This window comes from Actinomadura luzonensis (assembly GCF_022664455.2).
Taxonomy (GTDB): Bacteria; Actinomycetota; Actinomycetes; order Streptosporangiales; family Streptosporangiaceae; genus Nonomuraea; species Nonomuraea luzonensis.
The window spans coordinates 1,139,966-1,152,956 of record NZ_JAKRKC020000001.1; the positions used below are offsets into that span (position 1 = coordinate 1,139,966).

General features: G+C 71.0%; 12 protein-coding genes and 1 tRNA gene. 2 read left to right on the plus strand and 11 right to left on the minus strand.

Annotated features, from left to right (window positions below; genetic code table 11):
* Window positions 1-284: 284 nt before the first annotated feature.
* The 11 genes from MF672_RS05335 to MF672_RS05385 form a co-directional block, all read right to left on the minus strand.
* A complete protein-coding gene (locus tag MF672_RS05335; protein WP_242376223.1) occupies window positions 285-1,193 on the minus strand; it encodes a glycosyltransferase family 2 protein in 909 nt (302 codons plus the stop codon).
* Entirely contained in the window at window positions 1,190-2,092 is a 903-nt protein-coding gene (locus tag MF672_RS05340) for a sulfotransferase (protein WP_242376222.1), read from the minus strand. The genes MF672_RS05335 and MF672_RS05340 overlap by 4 nt, the downstream gene beginning before the upstream one ends.
* 125 nt (window positions 2,093-2,217) lie before the next feature.
* Window positions 2,218-3,480: a sulfate adenylyltransferase subunit CysN gene (gene cysN / locus MF672_RS05345; RefSeq protein WP_242376221.1), complete on the minus strand. Its 1,263-nt coding sequence runs from the start codon at window positions 3,478-3,480 to the stop codon at window positions 2,218-2,220.
* Window positions 3,480-4,394, minus strand: coding sequence for a sulfate adenylyltransferase subunit CysD (gene cysD, locus MF672_RS05350; protein WP_242376220.1), 915 nt, complete (start codon window positions 4,392-4,394; stop codon window positions 3,480-3,482). Before cysD ends, cysN begins: the two co-directional genes overlap by 1 nt.
* A 20-nt stretch (window positions 4,395-4,414) precedes the next feature.
* Window positions 4,415-5,179 carry a 3'(2'),5'-bisphosphate nucleotidase CysQ gene (locus MF672_RS05355; protein ID WP_242376219.1) on the minus strand — a complete coding sequence of 255 codons (765 nt, stop codon included), beginning with the start codon at window positions 5,177-5,179 and terminating at the stop codon, window positions 4,415-4,417.
* On the minus strand, window positions 5,179-6,618 hold the full coding sequence (locus MF672_RS05360; protein WP_242376218.1) for a sugar transferase: 1,440 nt from the start codon (window positions 6,616-6,618) through the stop codon (window positions 5,179-5,181). The genes MF672_RS05355 and MF672_RS05360 overlap by 1 nt, the downstream gene beginning before the upstream one ends.
* A gap of 117 nt (window positions 6,619-6,735) precedes the next feature.
* Window positions 6,736-7,320, minus strand: a complete 585-nt coding sequence (gene pth / locus MF672_RS05365) for an aminoacyl-tRNA hydrolase (RefSeq protein WP_242376217.1) — start codon at window positions 7,318-7,320, stop codon at window positions 6,736-6,738.
* A 68-nt stretch (window positions 7,321-7,388) separates the two neighbouring features.
* On the minus strand, window positions 7,389-8,021 hold the full coding sequence (locus MF672_RS05370) for a 50S ribosomal protein L25/general stress protein Ctc (protein WP_242376216.1): 633 nt from the start codon (window positions 8,019-8,021) through the stop codon (window positions 7,389-7,391).
* A 99-nt stretch (window positions 8,022-8,120) separates the two neighbouring features.
* The gene (locus MF672_RS05375) at window positions 8,121-9,098 is read right to left on the minus strand and encodes a ribose-phosphate diphosphokinase (protein WP_302893162.1); all 978 of its coding nucleotides are present in this window, start codon (window positions 9,096-9,098) and stop codon (window positions 8,121-8,123) included.
* Complete coding sequence (gene glmU, locus MF672_RS05380) at window positions 9,095-10,546, minus strand: bifunctional UDP-N-acetylglucosamine diphosphorylase/glucosamine-1-phosphate N-acetyltransferase GlmU (RefSeq protein ID WP_242376215.1); 1,452 nt, start codon at window positions 10,544-10,546, stop codon at window positions 9,095-9,097. Before glmU ends, MF672_RS05375 begins: the two co-directional genes overlap by 4 nt.
* Window positions 10,547-10,681: 135 nt before the next feature.
* Window positions 10,682-10,753 (minus strand) — tRNA-Gln (locus MF672_RS05385).
* Window positions 10,754-11,020: 267 nt separating this feature from the next.
* Here MF672_RS05385 and MF672_RS05390 point away from each other — a divergent pair.
* Together MF672_RS05390 and MF672_RS05395 are read left to right on the plus strand one after the other, a co-directional pair.
* On the plus strand, window positions 11,021-11,959 hold the full coding sequence (locus MF672_RS05390; protein ID WP_242376214.1) for an acyl-CoA desaturase: 939 nt from the start codon (window positions 11,021-11,023) through the stop codon (window positions 11,957-11,959).
* A gap of 43 nt (window positions 11,960-12,002) precedes the next feature.
* The gene (locus MF672_RS05395) at window positions 12,003-12,923 is read left to right on the plus strand and encodes a TetR/AcrR family transcriptional regulator (RefSeq protein WP_407654703.1); all 921 of its coding nucleotides are present in this window, start codon (window positions 12,003-12,005) and stop codon (window positions 12,921-12,923) included.
* Window positions 12,924-12,991: the final 68 nt, after the last annotated feature.

The window sequence follows — 12,991 nt, forward strand, 5'->3', positions numbered from 1 at the left end:
AAGCACACGGACATGCCCACGCGGCGCGGGCGGCACGAAGGACGCTTCGCCTTCCTCACCCCGAAGGGGCGGCGGCAGGGCGATGGGCGCCCGCAGCGAACCGGCCGGCGTCACGGCGCGCGCGACGGCCCGCGTTGCTTCCGCGGGCGGAGCGGGCGACGGCGTGGCGGCGGGCGCCACGACCGCCTCCGGCGGTCCGGGCGGTCGGGACGGTTCGTGCGGATCATGCGGATCATGCGGATCATGCGGATCGCGCGGATCGCGCGAGAAGGAGCGAGAGGTGGTCATATGCCGTGTCCTCGGTCGTGCAGACGGGCCAGGACCGCCGGCGCGGAGATCAGCCCCGCCGCGACCGCGAGCGCGATCGGGGCCCGGGGCTCGGCGAGGCGGCTGGCGAGGGCGCGGGCGGCCCAGCGCAGCGCCTCGCGCCGGTGGCCCAGCGCCGCGTGCCCGAAGGCGAGCTGCCCGTAGACCCGCGCCGCGCCGTGCGCGTCCACGGCGAGCTCGGGGTGGCGGTCGAGCATCCAGTCGAGCCCGGCGATGCGGTCGGCCCAGCGGGCGGCGTAGTGGGAGGAACCCCATCGGACCCGGACGAGCGGCCGGTCGACGTACACGATGGGGTGGCGTTTGGCGGCGCGCAGGGCGAGGTCCCAGTCCTCGTTCTGCCCGCCGGGCGCGCTCTCGTCGGGCCGCACCGCGCCGCGCCGGAACAGGAACGTCGAGGAGTGCACCATCACCATGCGCGAGCGGACGAGGTCGGCGGCGGTGACCGTGGCCGTGCCGGCCAGGCGCGGCACCCGGTGCCCGGCGTGCTCGACCTCGATGCCGCAGCTCGCGAACTCGCCCCCGCCGCGCCGCAGGGCCCGCAGCTGGGCGGCCAGCTTGCCCGGCAGCCAGACGTCGTCGTCGTCGCAGAAGGCGACGAGGTCGGTGCCGAGGGCGTCGATGCCGGTGTTGCGGGCTCCGGGCAGGCCGGGCGTGCGGGTGTTGGGCAGCACCAGGACACGCCGTCGCGCTCCGTCGCCCAGCCCCGCCACCTGTCCGGCGGCCTCCTCGACGGGCGCCCCGCCGTCCACCACGACGGCCACCGCCAGCGGGCCCCAGTGGCCCTGCCGTAGCACGGCCTCGACCGCCTCGCGCAGCATCCCCGGCCGGTCGCCGCGCGTCGGGACGACCACCCCTACTGACGTCACGCTGTCCCCCAGTAGCCGTAGCGCACCCGCAGCGGCCAGGTGAGCAGGTTGACCACGCGCCGGTCGCCCTGGGCCATGCCGGTGGCCCAGGAGTCGTCGCGCCGCAGCTCGACGCGCCCGACGTGGAAGCGCATGGGGTTGCCCGAGACGGTGTGGGACGGCCCGAGCCAGGCGGTGCGCCCGTCGAGGAACGGCAGCTCGGCGACGGCCTCGCGCAGCCCCAGCTCGCGGCCGAGCGCGGCGAGCGTGGGCGCGGGCGCGGCCAGCAGGTCTTCGTAGCGGACGGTGGTCACCCGGGCGCCGCGCCGCGCGAGCAGCTCCAGCGCGGCGTTCTGGGTGCTCCAGTGCAGGGCCGTGCGAGCGGGCCCCCACCGGGTCATCGGCCGGCCGTCCTCGGGGCGGGCGACGGTGCGGCTCCAGGAGTGGGCGACGGCGCGCGGGTCGCGCACAACTTGGACGATCCGGACGTCCACCCCGCTGCTCACCAGGCAGCAGGCCAGCGAGGCGTGCTTGCTGGAGTCGACGACGACGTCCGCGCCGGTGGCGGCGTAGAGCAGCCGGTAGGCCCGGACGTAGTCGGCGAGGTCGGGATGGGCGATGCGCGGGATCCGCCTGGTCCGGTCCACCCGGCGACGCAGCGCGAGCACCCGCTCCGCCAGCCGGACGGACCATCCTCCGAAGGCGCGCTCCCCCACCCGGCCCCAGAAGGGGCAGGCGGGGAAGGGCGCCCCGCACCCGCAGAGTTCTTCTGCGAGCACTCCCCTTTCCCACAGATGCACGACCTCGCCGAGGGCGATCACGCCGGGCAGCTCACCGAGGAGCCGTTCGAGCAGCGTGGTGCCGCTGCGTCCCAGACCGCCCAGGTAGATCACCCGGGGGGCGTGCTCGTGATCGGACAACGGAAGGGCCTTCGCATCGAGGCAGTTGCTCAGCGTGGACTTTGAGCACCTACAGCGACGACCCTATCGCGCTCGGTAATCATCAGGTCAATGAACAGCCAAAAGATCTACCTGAGGCGGTCGCGTCAGCGCGCGTCGAGGACCATGCCCGCGCCGACCGTGCCGTTGGTGGCCTCGTCGATGAGGATGAAGCCGCCGGTGAGCCGGTTGCGCGCGTAGTCGTCCACGAAGAGCGGCTGGGTGACCCGCAGCGACACCCGCCCGATCTCGTTGAGGCCGAGCGAGGTGGCCTCCTCGTCGCGGTGCAGGGTGTTGACGTCGAGCCGGTAGTGCAGGTCGCGGACGAGCGCCCGCGCGGTGCGCGTGGTGTGCTTGATCGTCAGCTTGGAGCGCGGGCCCAGCTTCACGCCGTCGGCCATCCAGCAGACCATCGCCTCCAGCTCCTGGGCGGCCTGCGGCTGGTTGTTGGGACGCGCGATCATGTCGCCGCGCGAGATGTCGAGGTCGTCCTCGAAGCGCAGCGTCACCGACATGGGCGGGAACGCCTCCTCCACCGGCCCGTCGTAGGTGTCGATGGAGGCGATGCGGGTGCTCAGGCCGGAGGGCAGGTGCACGACCTCGTCGCCGGGCTTGAGCACGCCGCCCGCGACCTGGCCGGCGTAGCCCCGGTAGTCGTGGAAGGCGTGGTCGGTGGCGCGCTGCGGGCGGATGACGTACTGGACGGGGAAGCGCACGTCGGTGAGGTTGCGGTCGGAGGCGATGTGCACGTTCTCCAGGTGGTGCAGCAGCGAGGTGCCGAGGTACCAGGGCATGTTCTCGCTGCGGGAGACGACGTTGTCGCCGTTGAGCGCGGAGATCGGGATGAAGGTGAGGTCGGCGACGTTGAGCTTGGACGCGAACGCCGTGAACTCCTCCCTGATCTCCTCGAAGCGCTCCTGGGAGTAGTCGACCAGGTCCATCTTGTTGACGGCGAGCACCAGGTGGGGCACGCGCAGCAGCGAGGTCAGGAACGCGTGCCGCCGCGACTGCTCCAGCACGCCCTTGCGGGCGTCGATGAGGATGATCGCCAGGTCGGCCGTGGAGGCGCCGGTGACCATGTTGCGGGTGTACTGGATGTGCCCTGGGGTGTCGGCGATGATGAACTTGCGGCGCGGCGTGGCGAAGTACCGGTAGGCGACGTCGATCGTGATGCCCTGCTCCCGCTCGGCGCGCAGGCCGTCGGTGAGCAGCGACAGGTCGGTGTACTCGGTGCCCCGGTCGCGCGAGGTGCGCTCGACGGCTTCGAGCTGGTCCTCGAAGATCGCCTTGGAGTCGAAGAGCAGGCGTCCGATGAGGGTGGACTTGCCGTCGTCGACGCTTCCCGCCGTGGCAAAGCGGAGAATGTCCATTAGAAGTAGCCCTCTCGCTTGCGGTCCTCCATGGCGGCCTCGGACGAGCGGTCGTCGGCCCTGGTGGCCCCGCGCTCGGTGATCCGGGTGGCCGCGATCTCCTCGATGATCTCCTCGACCGTGGCGGCCGTCGACTGCACGGCGCCGGTGCAGGTCATGTCGCCCACCGTGCGGTAGCGCACCACGGCCTCGAACAGCGGCTCGTCGTCGCCGCGCTGGACCACCTCGGAGTCGGGCAGCAGCATGCCGTCGCGCTCGAACACCTTGCGGGTGTGGGCGAAGTAGATGGAGGGGATCTCGATGCCCTCGCGCCGGATGTAGTCCCAGACGTCGAGCTCGGTCCAGTTGGACAGCGGGAAGACGCGGATGTGCTCGCCCTTGCGGATGCGCGCGTTGTAGAGGTTCCACAGCTCGGGACGCTGGTTCTTCGGGTCCCACTGGCCGAAGTCGTCGCGGAAGGAGAACACCCGCTCCTTGGCGCGCGCCTTCTCCTCGTCGCGGCGGGCGCCGCCGAAGACCGCGTCGAACTCGTGCTCCTCGATGGCGTCCAGCAGCGTGGTGGTCTGCAGGCGGTTGCGCGAGGCGCGCCGCCCGGTCTCCTCCACGACCCGGCCCTGGTCGATCGACTCCTGGACGCTGGCCACGATCAGCCGGGCGCCCAGCTCGGCCGAGCGGCGGTCGCGGAAGTCGATGACCTCGTCGAAGTTGTGGCCCGTGTCGACGTGCATGAGCGGGAACGGGATGGCCGCGGGCCAGAACGCCTTCTCCGCGATGCGGAGCATCACGATGGAGTCCTTGCCCCCGGAGAAGAGCAGACACGGACGCTCGAACTCGGCCGCCACCTCGCGCATGATGTGGATCGCTTCGGCTTCGAGTACGTCGAGCTGCGACGTGGTGTAGTCGCGCTGGAGCATGGGAGCTTCCTCCGGCGGTTTCAGCGGTGCAGGTCCCGAATCCCGGCGAGCAGGGATGCCGCCAGCTCCGGTAGGGAAACCAGAATATCTGGTAGTGACGGGTCGGCTTGGTTGTAGGTCAGCTCCGCGCCGTCGACGCGGCTGGCGTGCGCCCCCGCGGCCTGGGCCACGGCGACCGGCGCGGCGGAGTCCCACTCGTACTGGCCGCCGGCGTGCACGTACGCCTCGACCTCGCCGGTGAGCACGGCGGAGATCTTGGCCCCGGCCGAGCCGATCGGCACGAGGTCGGCGCCGAGGAGGAAGGCCAGCTTCTGGACGAACTCCGGCGGCCTGGTGCGGCTGACCGCGATGCGGAAGCGCCCGCCGGCGAACGGGGGCAGCTTGGGCGGCGCGGCGGTGGTGAGCGTACGGCCCTGCGCGGGCAGCGCCACGGCGCCCGCCGTCAGCCGGCCGCGCTCCCACAGCGCCACGTGCACGGCCCAGTCGGCCCGCCCTTCCTCGGAGAACTCCCGGGTGCCGTCAAGAGGATCGACGATCCACACCCGCTCGGCCTGGAGGCGGCGCGGGTCGAGCCGCTCCTCGCGGGTGGCCTCCTCCGACAGGACGCTGTCGGAGGGCCGCAGCCGGGCCAGCGACTCCATGAGGAAGACGTGCGAGCTCCGGTCGCCCTCGGCCTTCAGCGCGGCCGCGTCCCCGAACCCCATCCGCTCGCGGACCTTGAGCAGTCTCTCGCCTGCCTCGTTCGCCAGGTCTGCGGCGACTGCGTGGTCGTCGCGAATCGTCATCAATATGCTCCTTGCCCGCGGGCGACGGCCGACCAGGTCTTCCACAGGATCTGCAGGTCCAGGGTGAGGGACCAGTTCTCCACGTAACGCAGGTCGAGACGGACGGATTCCTCCCACGATAGGTCAGATCTACCACTCACCTGCCACAGACCCGTGAGTCCGGGCCGCACCAGGAGCCGCCTGCGCACGTCGTCACCGTAACGCGCCACCTCCTCCGGCAGCGGGGGGCGCGGCCCCACCAGGGACATGTGGCCCAGCACGACGTTGATGAGCTGCGGCAGCTCGTCCAGCGAGTGGCGGCGCATCCGGGTGCCGAGCGGCGTCACCCGCGGATCGTTACGGATCTTGAACAGCAGCCCGTCGCGGTCGCTCACCAGCGTGACCTTCTGCCGCTCCGACCCGCGCCGCATGGTGCGGAACTTCAGGATCGTGAACAGCCGCCCGCCCCGGCCCACCCGGGTCTGCCGGAACAGCGCCGGGCCCGGGCTGGTCAGGCGCACCGCGACCGCCAGCCCGGCCAGCAGCGGGGCCAGCAGCACCAGCAGGGCCATGGCCACGAGCCGGTCGAAGACGTTCTTGAGCAGCTGCCGGACCCCGGTCAGCTCGGGGTGCTCGACGTGCAGCAGGGGCAGCCCGGCGGCCGGCCGGATGGTGGTGCGCGGCCCGGCCACGTCCATCAGGGCGGGGGCGACGACCAGCTCGGTGCAGGTGCGCTCCAGCCGCCAGGCCAGCCGGCGCAGCGCCTGGCCGTCCATCTCGGGGCAGGCCAGCACGGCGACGGTGTCGGCGTTGACCTGCTCGACCACGATCGGCACGTCGCTGAGGTCGCCGGCCACCGGCACCCCGGCCACGCGCCCGCCGGGAGCGCCGTCGGGCAGGCAGGCCGCCACGACGTCGAGGCCGTGGTGGCGCTCCGCGCGGAACAGCTCGACCAGCTCGGCGACCGAGGCGGCGTGCCCCACCGCGACCACCTTGCGCATGCAGCCGCCGGCCGCCCTGCTGCGGTGCAGCGAGCGGCGCAGGGCGTGGCGCAGGAGCAGGGAGAGCAGCGTGACCAGGGGCAGCGCGAGCACCACGTAGCCGCGGGCGACGTCGGTCTTGGTCGCGTAGGAGCCGATCGCGGTGCCGGCGGTCAGGGCCAGGCCGGACTGCAGGACGCGGCGGAACTCCTCGGGGCCGACGCCGAGCATGCGCGGCTCGTACGCCCGGTGCAGCGCCACCGTGCACGTCCACACGACCGGCAGCGCCAGGCTGACCAGCAGGTACGGCAGCGCGTACGGCGTGAACCCGCCGAAGCGCACCCAGAAGGCCGCCGCCGAGCCGAGCCCCGCCCCGCACAGATCGGCCGCCACGGCCTTCATCCGGTAGGCGTGCACCCAGGCCGGCGTGCGCGGGCTCACCCGCCACGAAGCGACATGACCGGAGCCGACGACGGTCATGAGGCCCTCACCATGGCCGCGCAACGCTAGTTCCTCCGGGTGACCATTCTGGAACGGACAGTCACAGATCGTAGCGGCGCGGAGGGCGGCCGACCGGCGAACGACTCTATGCGGGGATCAGCGAGGAGGGCCGGAAATGTTCAGATCAGCCCGGTGGAACTCGTTCTGGGCTACTTCGAGGCCGCGGGTCATGAGCGTCTCCACGACGTCGGCGGCCCGGTCCACCAGGAACGGCAGGTCCTTGCGCTCGGCGGTGGCGAAGTCCTTCAGCACGAAGGCGGCCGGGTCCATGCGGCCGGGCGGGCGCCCGATGCCGAAGCGCACCCGCAGGTAGTCGCGGGTGCCGAGGGACTTGGTGATCGACTTGAGACCGTTGTGGCCGTTGTCGCCGCCGCCCAGCTTGGCGCGCAGCGCGCCGTAGGGGACGTCGAGCTCGTCGTGCACGACGATCAGGCGCTCAGGCGGGATCTTGTAGAAGTCGCACAGCGCCTTGACCGGTCCGCCGGACAGGTTCATGTACGTCAGCGGCTTGGCCAGGACGGCGGCGCGGGTCTCGCACGCCTCGGCGCGGCTCTTGTGCGCCTTGAACCGCCCGCCCGCCCGCGCGGCCAGCTCGTCGAGCACCATGAAGCCGGCGTTGTGCCGGTTGCCCGCGTACTCGGGCCCCGGATTGCCTAGGCCGGCGATCAGCCAGCGGTCCATTCGCACCCCTCACGAGCGGAACGGGACGGCTCGAACCGGGCCGCCCCGTTCACGTTGGGAACCCGTCGTCACTCGGCGGCGGGGGCCTCGGCGGTCTCGCCCTCGGCGGCGGCCTCGGCCGTCTCGCCCTCGGCGGCCTCGCCCTCGCCCTCCTCCGGAGCCTCGGTCGGCCTGGCGATGACCTGGACGACGACCGTCTCGGCGTCGGTGGCCAGGGTGGCGCCCTGCGGCAGCTTGAGGTCGCCGGCGGTGACGGCCGCGCCGACCTCCAGGCCCTCGACGTCGACCTCGACGCCGGTCGGGATGTGGGTGGCCTCGGCCTCGATCGGCACCGCGACGAGCTGCAGGTCGAGCAGGCCCTCGCTGTTGACCTCGCCGACGGTGGTGACCGGGATCTCGACGGTCACCTTCTCGCCGCGCTTGACCAGCAGCAGGTCGACGTGCTCGACGAAGCCCTTGATCGGGTCACGCTGGACGCCCTTGGGCAGCGCCAGCTCGTCGACGCCGTCGCCCTTGAGGTGGATGAGCACGTTGGGCGTGCGGAGCGCGAGCAGGACCTCGTGGCCCGGGAGGGTGAGGTGCTTGGGGTCGATGCCGTGCCCGTAGAGGACGGCGGGCACCTTGTCGGCGCGGCGGATCTTGCGGGCGGCGCCCTTGCCGAACACGGTGCGCGGCTCGGCGGCGATACGTACTTCGGACACGACATCTCCTAGGGATGCACGGGGATCGGTTTCGTCGGCGCTCACCCTCACCCGCCCTAGCGGAAGGCGTTACGAGCGCAACCTGCTAAGTGTATCGGCTTACGTGTCGCCCTCGAACAAGCTCGTGACCGACCCGTCGTTGAAGACCTCGGTGATCGCGCGGGCGATCAGCGGGGCGATGGACAGCACGGTCAGCTTGTCGAAGCGAGCGGCCTGGGCCAGCGGCAGCGTGTTGGTGACGATGACCTCGCTGATGCGCGAGTTCTTCAGCCGGTCGACCGCGGGGTCGGAGAAGACCGCGTGGGTGGCGGCGGTGATCACGTTGGTGGCGCCCTGCTCGTAGAGCGCGTCGGCGGCCTTGCAGATGGTGCCGGCGGTGTCGATCATGTCGTCGATGAGCACGCAGGTGCGCCCGCGCACCCGGCCGACGACCTCGCTGACCTTGACCTGGTTGGCCACGTCGAGGTCGCGGCGCTTGTGGATGAAGGCCAGCGGGGTGCCGAGCGTGTCGGCCCAGCGCTCCGACAGCCGCACGCGGCCGGTGTCGGGCGAGACGACGGTGGTGTTCTCCAGGTCGAGCTTGTTCTTGAGGTAGCTCTCCAGGACGGGCATGGCGAACAGGTGGTCGACCGGCCCGTCGAAGAAGCCCTGGATCTGCGAGGTGTGCAGGTCGATCGACATGAGCCGGTCGGCGCCCGCGGTCTTGAACATGTCGGCGACGAGCCGGGCGGTGATCGGCTCGCGCCCGCGGCCCTTCTTGTCCTGGCGGGCGTAGCCGTAGAAGGGCATGACCACGGTGATGCGCTTGGCGGAGGCCCGCTTCAGCGCGTCGACCATGATCAGCTGTTCCATGATCCACTTGTTGATCGGGCCGGTGTGGCTCTGGATCACGAAGGCGTCGCAGCCGCGGACGGACTCCAGGTAGCGGGCGTAGATCTCGCCGTTGGCGAAGTCGATGAGTTTGGTGGGGGTGAGGGAGACGCCCACGTGCTGGGCGACCTCCTCGGCCAGCTCGGGGTGGGCCCGGCCGGAGAAGAGCATGAGGTTCTTCTCGCCGGGCGATTTGATGCTGGTCACTGCTGTTTCTCCTGCTGCTCTCGCTCCGCCAGCGCCCGTTCGGCGGCGGCGGCCGACTTCGTGCCCGCGCGCCTGCGCAAGACCCATTTCTCGATGTTGCGCTGCCGCGCCCGCGCCACCCCGATCGCGCCCGGCGGCACCTCGTCGGTGATCACCGAGCCCGCCGCCGTGTAGGCGCCGTCGCCGACGGTGACCGGGGCGATGAGCATGGTGTCGCAGCCGACGAACGCGCCGTCGCCGATCGTGGTGGGGCTCTTGTTGACCCCGTCGTAGTTGACGAAGACGGTGGACGCGCCGATGTTGGCGTCGGCGCCGATCGTGGCGTCGCCGGCGTAGGTGAGGTGCGGCACCTTGGAGCGCTCGCCGACGGTGGCGTTCTTCATCTCGACGAAGGTGCCGGCCTTGGCCTTGTGCTTGAGCACGGTGCCGGGCCGCAGGTAGGCGTAGGGGCCGACGCTGGCCTCGGGGCCGATGTCGGCGTGGTCGCAGACGGCGTTGCGGACGACGGCCCGCTCGCCGACGCGGGTGCCGGTGAGCGTGGTGGCGGGGCCGACCTCGGCGCCGGCCTCGATCACGGTCTCGCCGTGGAGCTGGGTGCCGGGGTGGATGACGGCGTCGGGCGCGATCCGCACGCCGACGTCGATCCAGGTGCTGTCGGGGTCGACGATGGTGACCCCGGCGCGCATGTGGTGCTCCAGCAGGCGCCGGTTGAGCACCTTGCGGGCGGCGGCGAGCTGCACGCGGTCGTTGACGCCCTCGACCTCGACGTGGTCGCCGGCGGTGCAGGCGCCGACGCGGTGGCCGTCGCCGCGCAGGATGGCGAGCACGTCGGTGAGGTATTCCTCGCCCTGGGCGTTGTCGGTGGAGACGCGCTTGACGGCGTCGGCGAGCAGCTCGCCGTCGAAGGCGTAGATGCCGGAGTTCATCTCCCGGATCGCGCGCTGGCCGGGCGTGGCGTCCTTCTCCTCGACGATCTCCAGGACGGCCCCGGACTCGTCGCGGACGATGCGCCCGTAACCGGTCGGGTCGGGCACCTCGGCGGTCAGGACGGTGACCGCGTTGCCGTCGGCGGCGTGCCGGTCGAGCAGCGCGGCGAGGGTCTGGGTGCGAAGGAGCGGCACGTCGCCGTAGGTGACCAGGACCGTGCCGGAGATCGTGCCCACCTCCTCCAGCACGGTGCGGACCGCGTGGCCGGTGCCGCGCTGCTCACGCTGCACGACGGCGCGCGCGTCGGGGCTGGTGGCGGCGAGGTGGCCGCCGACCTGCTCCAGCGCGTGGCCGATGACGACGATGAGCTGCTCGGGACCGAGGTCGCGGGCGGCGGCGAGCATGTGGTCGACCAGGGCGCGGCCGCACAGCTCGTGCAGGACTTTCGGGGTCTGGCTCTTCATCCGGGTGCCCTCGCCCGCGGCGAGGACGATCACGGCTGCCGGGCGCGGCACACTCACGGACTGAGGCTCCCTGTGACTGGACGATCAGGGCCATTGGCACGGCTCTTGTACGACTACCGCACCGCTACCCTCCCGACACCGTGAGGATACCTGCCCGACCTCTGGACGACTGCCCCGGGTCTGGCCTCAAAGCTCCCGGAAGAGGACTCGAACCCCTACAAAGTGGACCAAAACCACTTGTCCTGCCGATTAGACGATCCGGGACGGATCGGACACGTGGTGTCCGACACATTCCTACGATACCGAGCCCTCGCCCCGCCCCGCGCCGGTAATTCGCATCGCCCCTGGTGACACGCCCGCGACGTATAGCAGAACGCACCAAAACGCACAAGGCGCGATTCCCACGCACCTTGCGGGGTAGAGCGTCACCTCCCGTACATCCAAGCCTTAGGGCTTCCTTACTTACGATGGCGTAGGTTACGGTTGCGTAGCCCGGACATTCAACATCAATCGTGACTTTGGAGGTCGCCCATGACCGTGGTCGCCGAGCGTTCCGCCCCCGCACCCAAGCCCGAGTTCGAGCCCGAGCCGAAATCCCGCGGCGAACTGATCACCTTCGGCCTCGTCGTCGGACTCCCTCTGGTCGCGGTCGCCGCGGCCGTGCCGTTCGCGTGGGGCTGGGGTCTCGGCTGGACGGACATCGCGATCGCCTTCGTCTTCTACGTCGTCTCCGGCCTCGGCGTGACCGTGGGCCTGCACCGCTACTTCACCCACGGCTCGTTCAAGGCCAAGCGCTGGCTGAAGATCGCCATGGGCATCGCCGGCAGCCTCTCGCTGGAGATGTCCGTGCTCGACTGGGTGGCCACGCACCGCAAGCACCACAAGTTCTCCGACAAGGAGGGCGACCCGCACTCGCCGTGGCGCTTCGGGCCCGGCTTCAAGAACATGTCGAAGGGCCTGCTCTACGCCCACATGGGCTGGCTGTTCGAGAGCGAGCGCACCAACCGCGAGAAGTACGCCCCGGACCTGTGCAAGGACCCGGACGTCATGAAGCTGCACAAGTGGTTCGGCCCCATCGCCCTCGCCTCCATCCTGCTGCCCGGCCTGCTCGGCGGCCTGATCACCTGGTCGTGGCAGGGCGCGGCGACCGCGTTCTTCTGGGGCTCGCTGATCCGCATCGGCCTGCTGCACCACGTGACCTGGTCCATCAACTCCATCTGCCACGTCTTCGGCGAGGAGGACTTCCAGGTGCGCGACAAGTCCCGCAACGTGTGGTGGCTGGCCATCCCGTCCTTCGGCGAGTCGTGGCACAACCTGCACCACTCCGACCCGACCTGCGCCCGCCACGGGGCGCTGAAGGGCCAGATCGACCTGAGCGCCGGCCTCATCAGGATCTTCGAGCGCCTGGGCTGGGTGTACGACGTCCGCTGGCCGACGCCGGAGCGGCTGGCGGCGAAGCGCGTTGCCTGACGCGACCGACGCGATGAACGGCCACGCGAGCGTGGCCGTCATTATGGAACCTGTGACCGAACCCCGATCGCGCAGGCGCATGTCCGGCAGCGAGCGACGTGAGCAGCTGATCCACATCAGCCGCACGCTGTTCGCCGAGAAGGGGTTCGACGGGACCTCGATCGAGGAGATCGCGGCCACCGCACAGGTGTCCAAACCCGTCGTGTACGAGCATTTCGGCGGCAAGGAGGGTGTCTACGCGGTGGTCGTCGACCGTGAGATGCAGAAGCTGCTCACCATGATCACCGAGGCGCTGGCCGCGTCCCACTCGCTGATCAAGCTGGAGCGCGCGGCGCTCGCCCTCCTCCAGTACATCGAGGAGAGCAGCGAGGGCTTCCGCATCCTGGTGCGCGACTCGCACGCGGCCTCGGGCACCGGCACGTTCGCCAGCCTGATCAGCGAGATCGCCAGCCAGGTCGAGGACGTCCTGGCCGACGAGTTCGCGGCCAGGGGCTACGACCCCAAGCTCGCGCCGATGTACGCCCAGATGCTGGTCGGGATGGTCGCCCTGACCGGCCAGTGGTGGCTGGACGTGCGCAAGCCGGGCCGCGAGGAGGTCGCGGCCCACCTGGTCAACCTGGCCTGGAACGGCCTGACCGGGCTCAACCACGACCCGGTCATCAGCGCCGCCACCCGCGAGCGCGTGCCCGCCCTGCCCAAGCCCCGGCCGGGCAGCGAGAAGGAGCTGCGCGAGCTGGAGAAGGCGCGGGAGAAGGAGGCCAAGGAGGCCGAGAAGATCCGCCAGCGGGAGCTCAAGGAGGCCGAGAAGGCCCGGGTGCGCGAGCTGAAGGAGCGCGAGCGGCTGCTGAAGGAGGCGGAGAAGGCCCGCGAGCGGGAGGAGCGGATCCGCCAGCGCGAGGCCAAGCTCGCCGAGCGCGCGGCGCGTCTCGAACAGGTAGATCAATCCGAGTCACGCCTTGAATAAATCCGTCGCTCTGGGTGACGATGGAGGCAGACGGGGGATGATCAGCTAAAACGAGCGTTGCGGTCCCG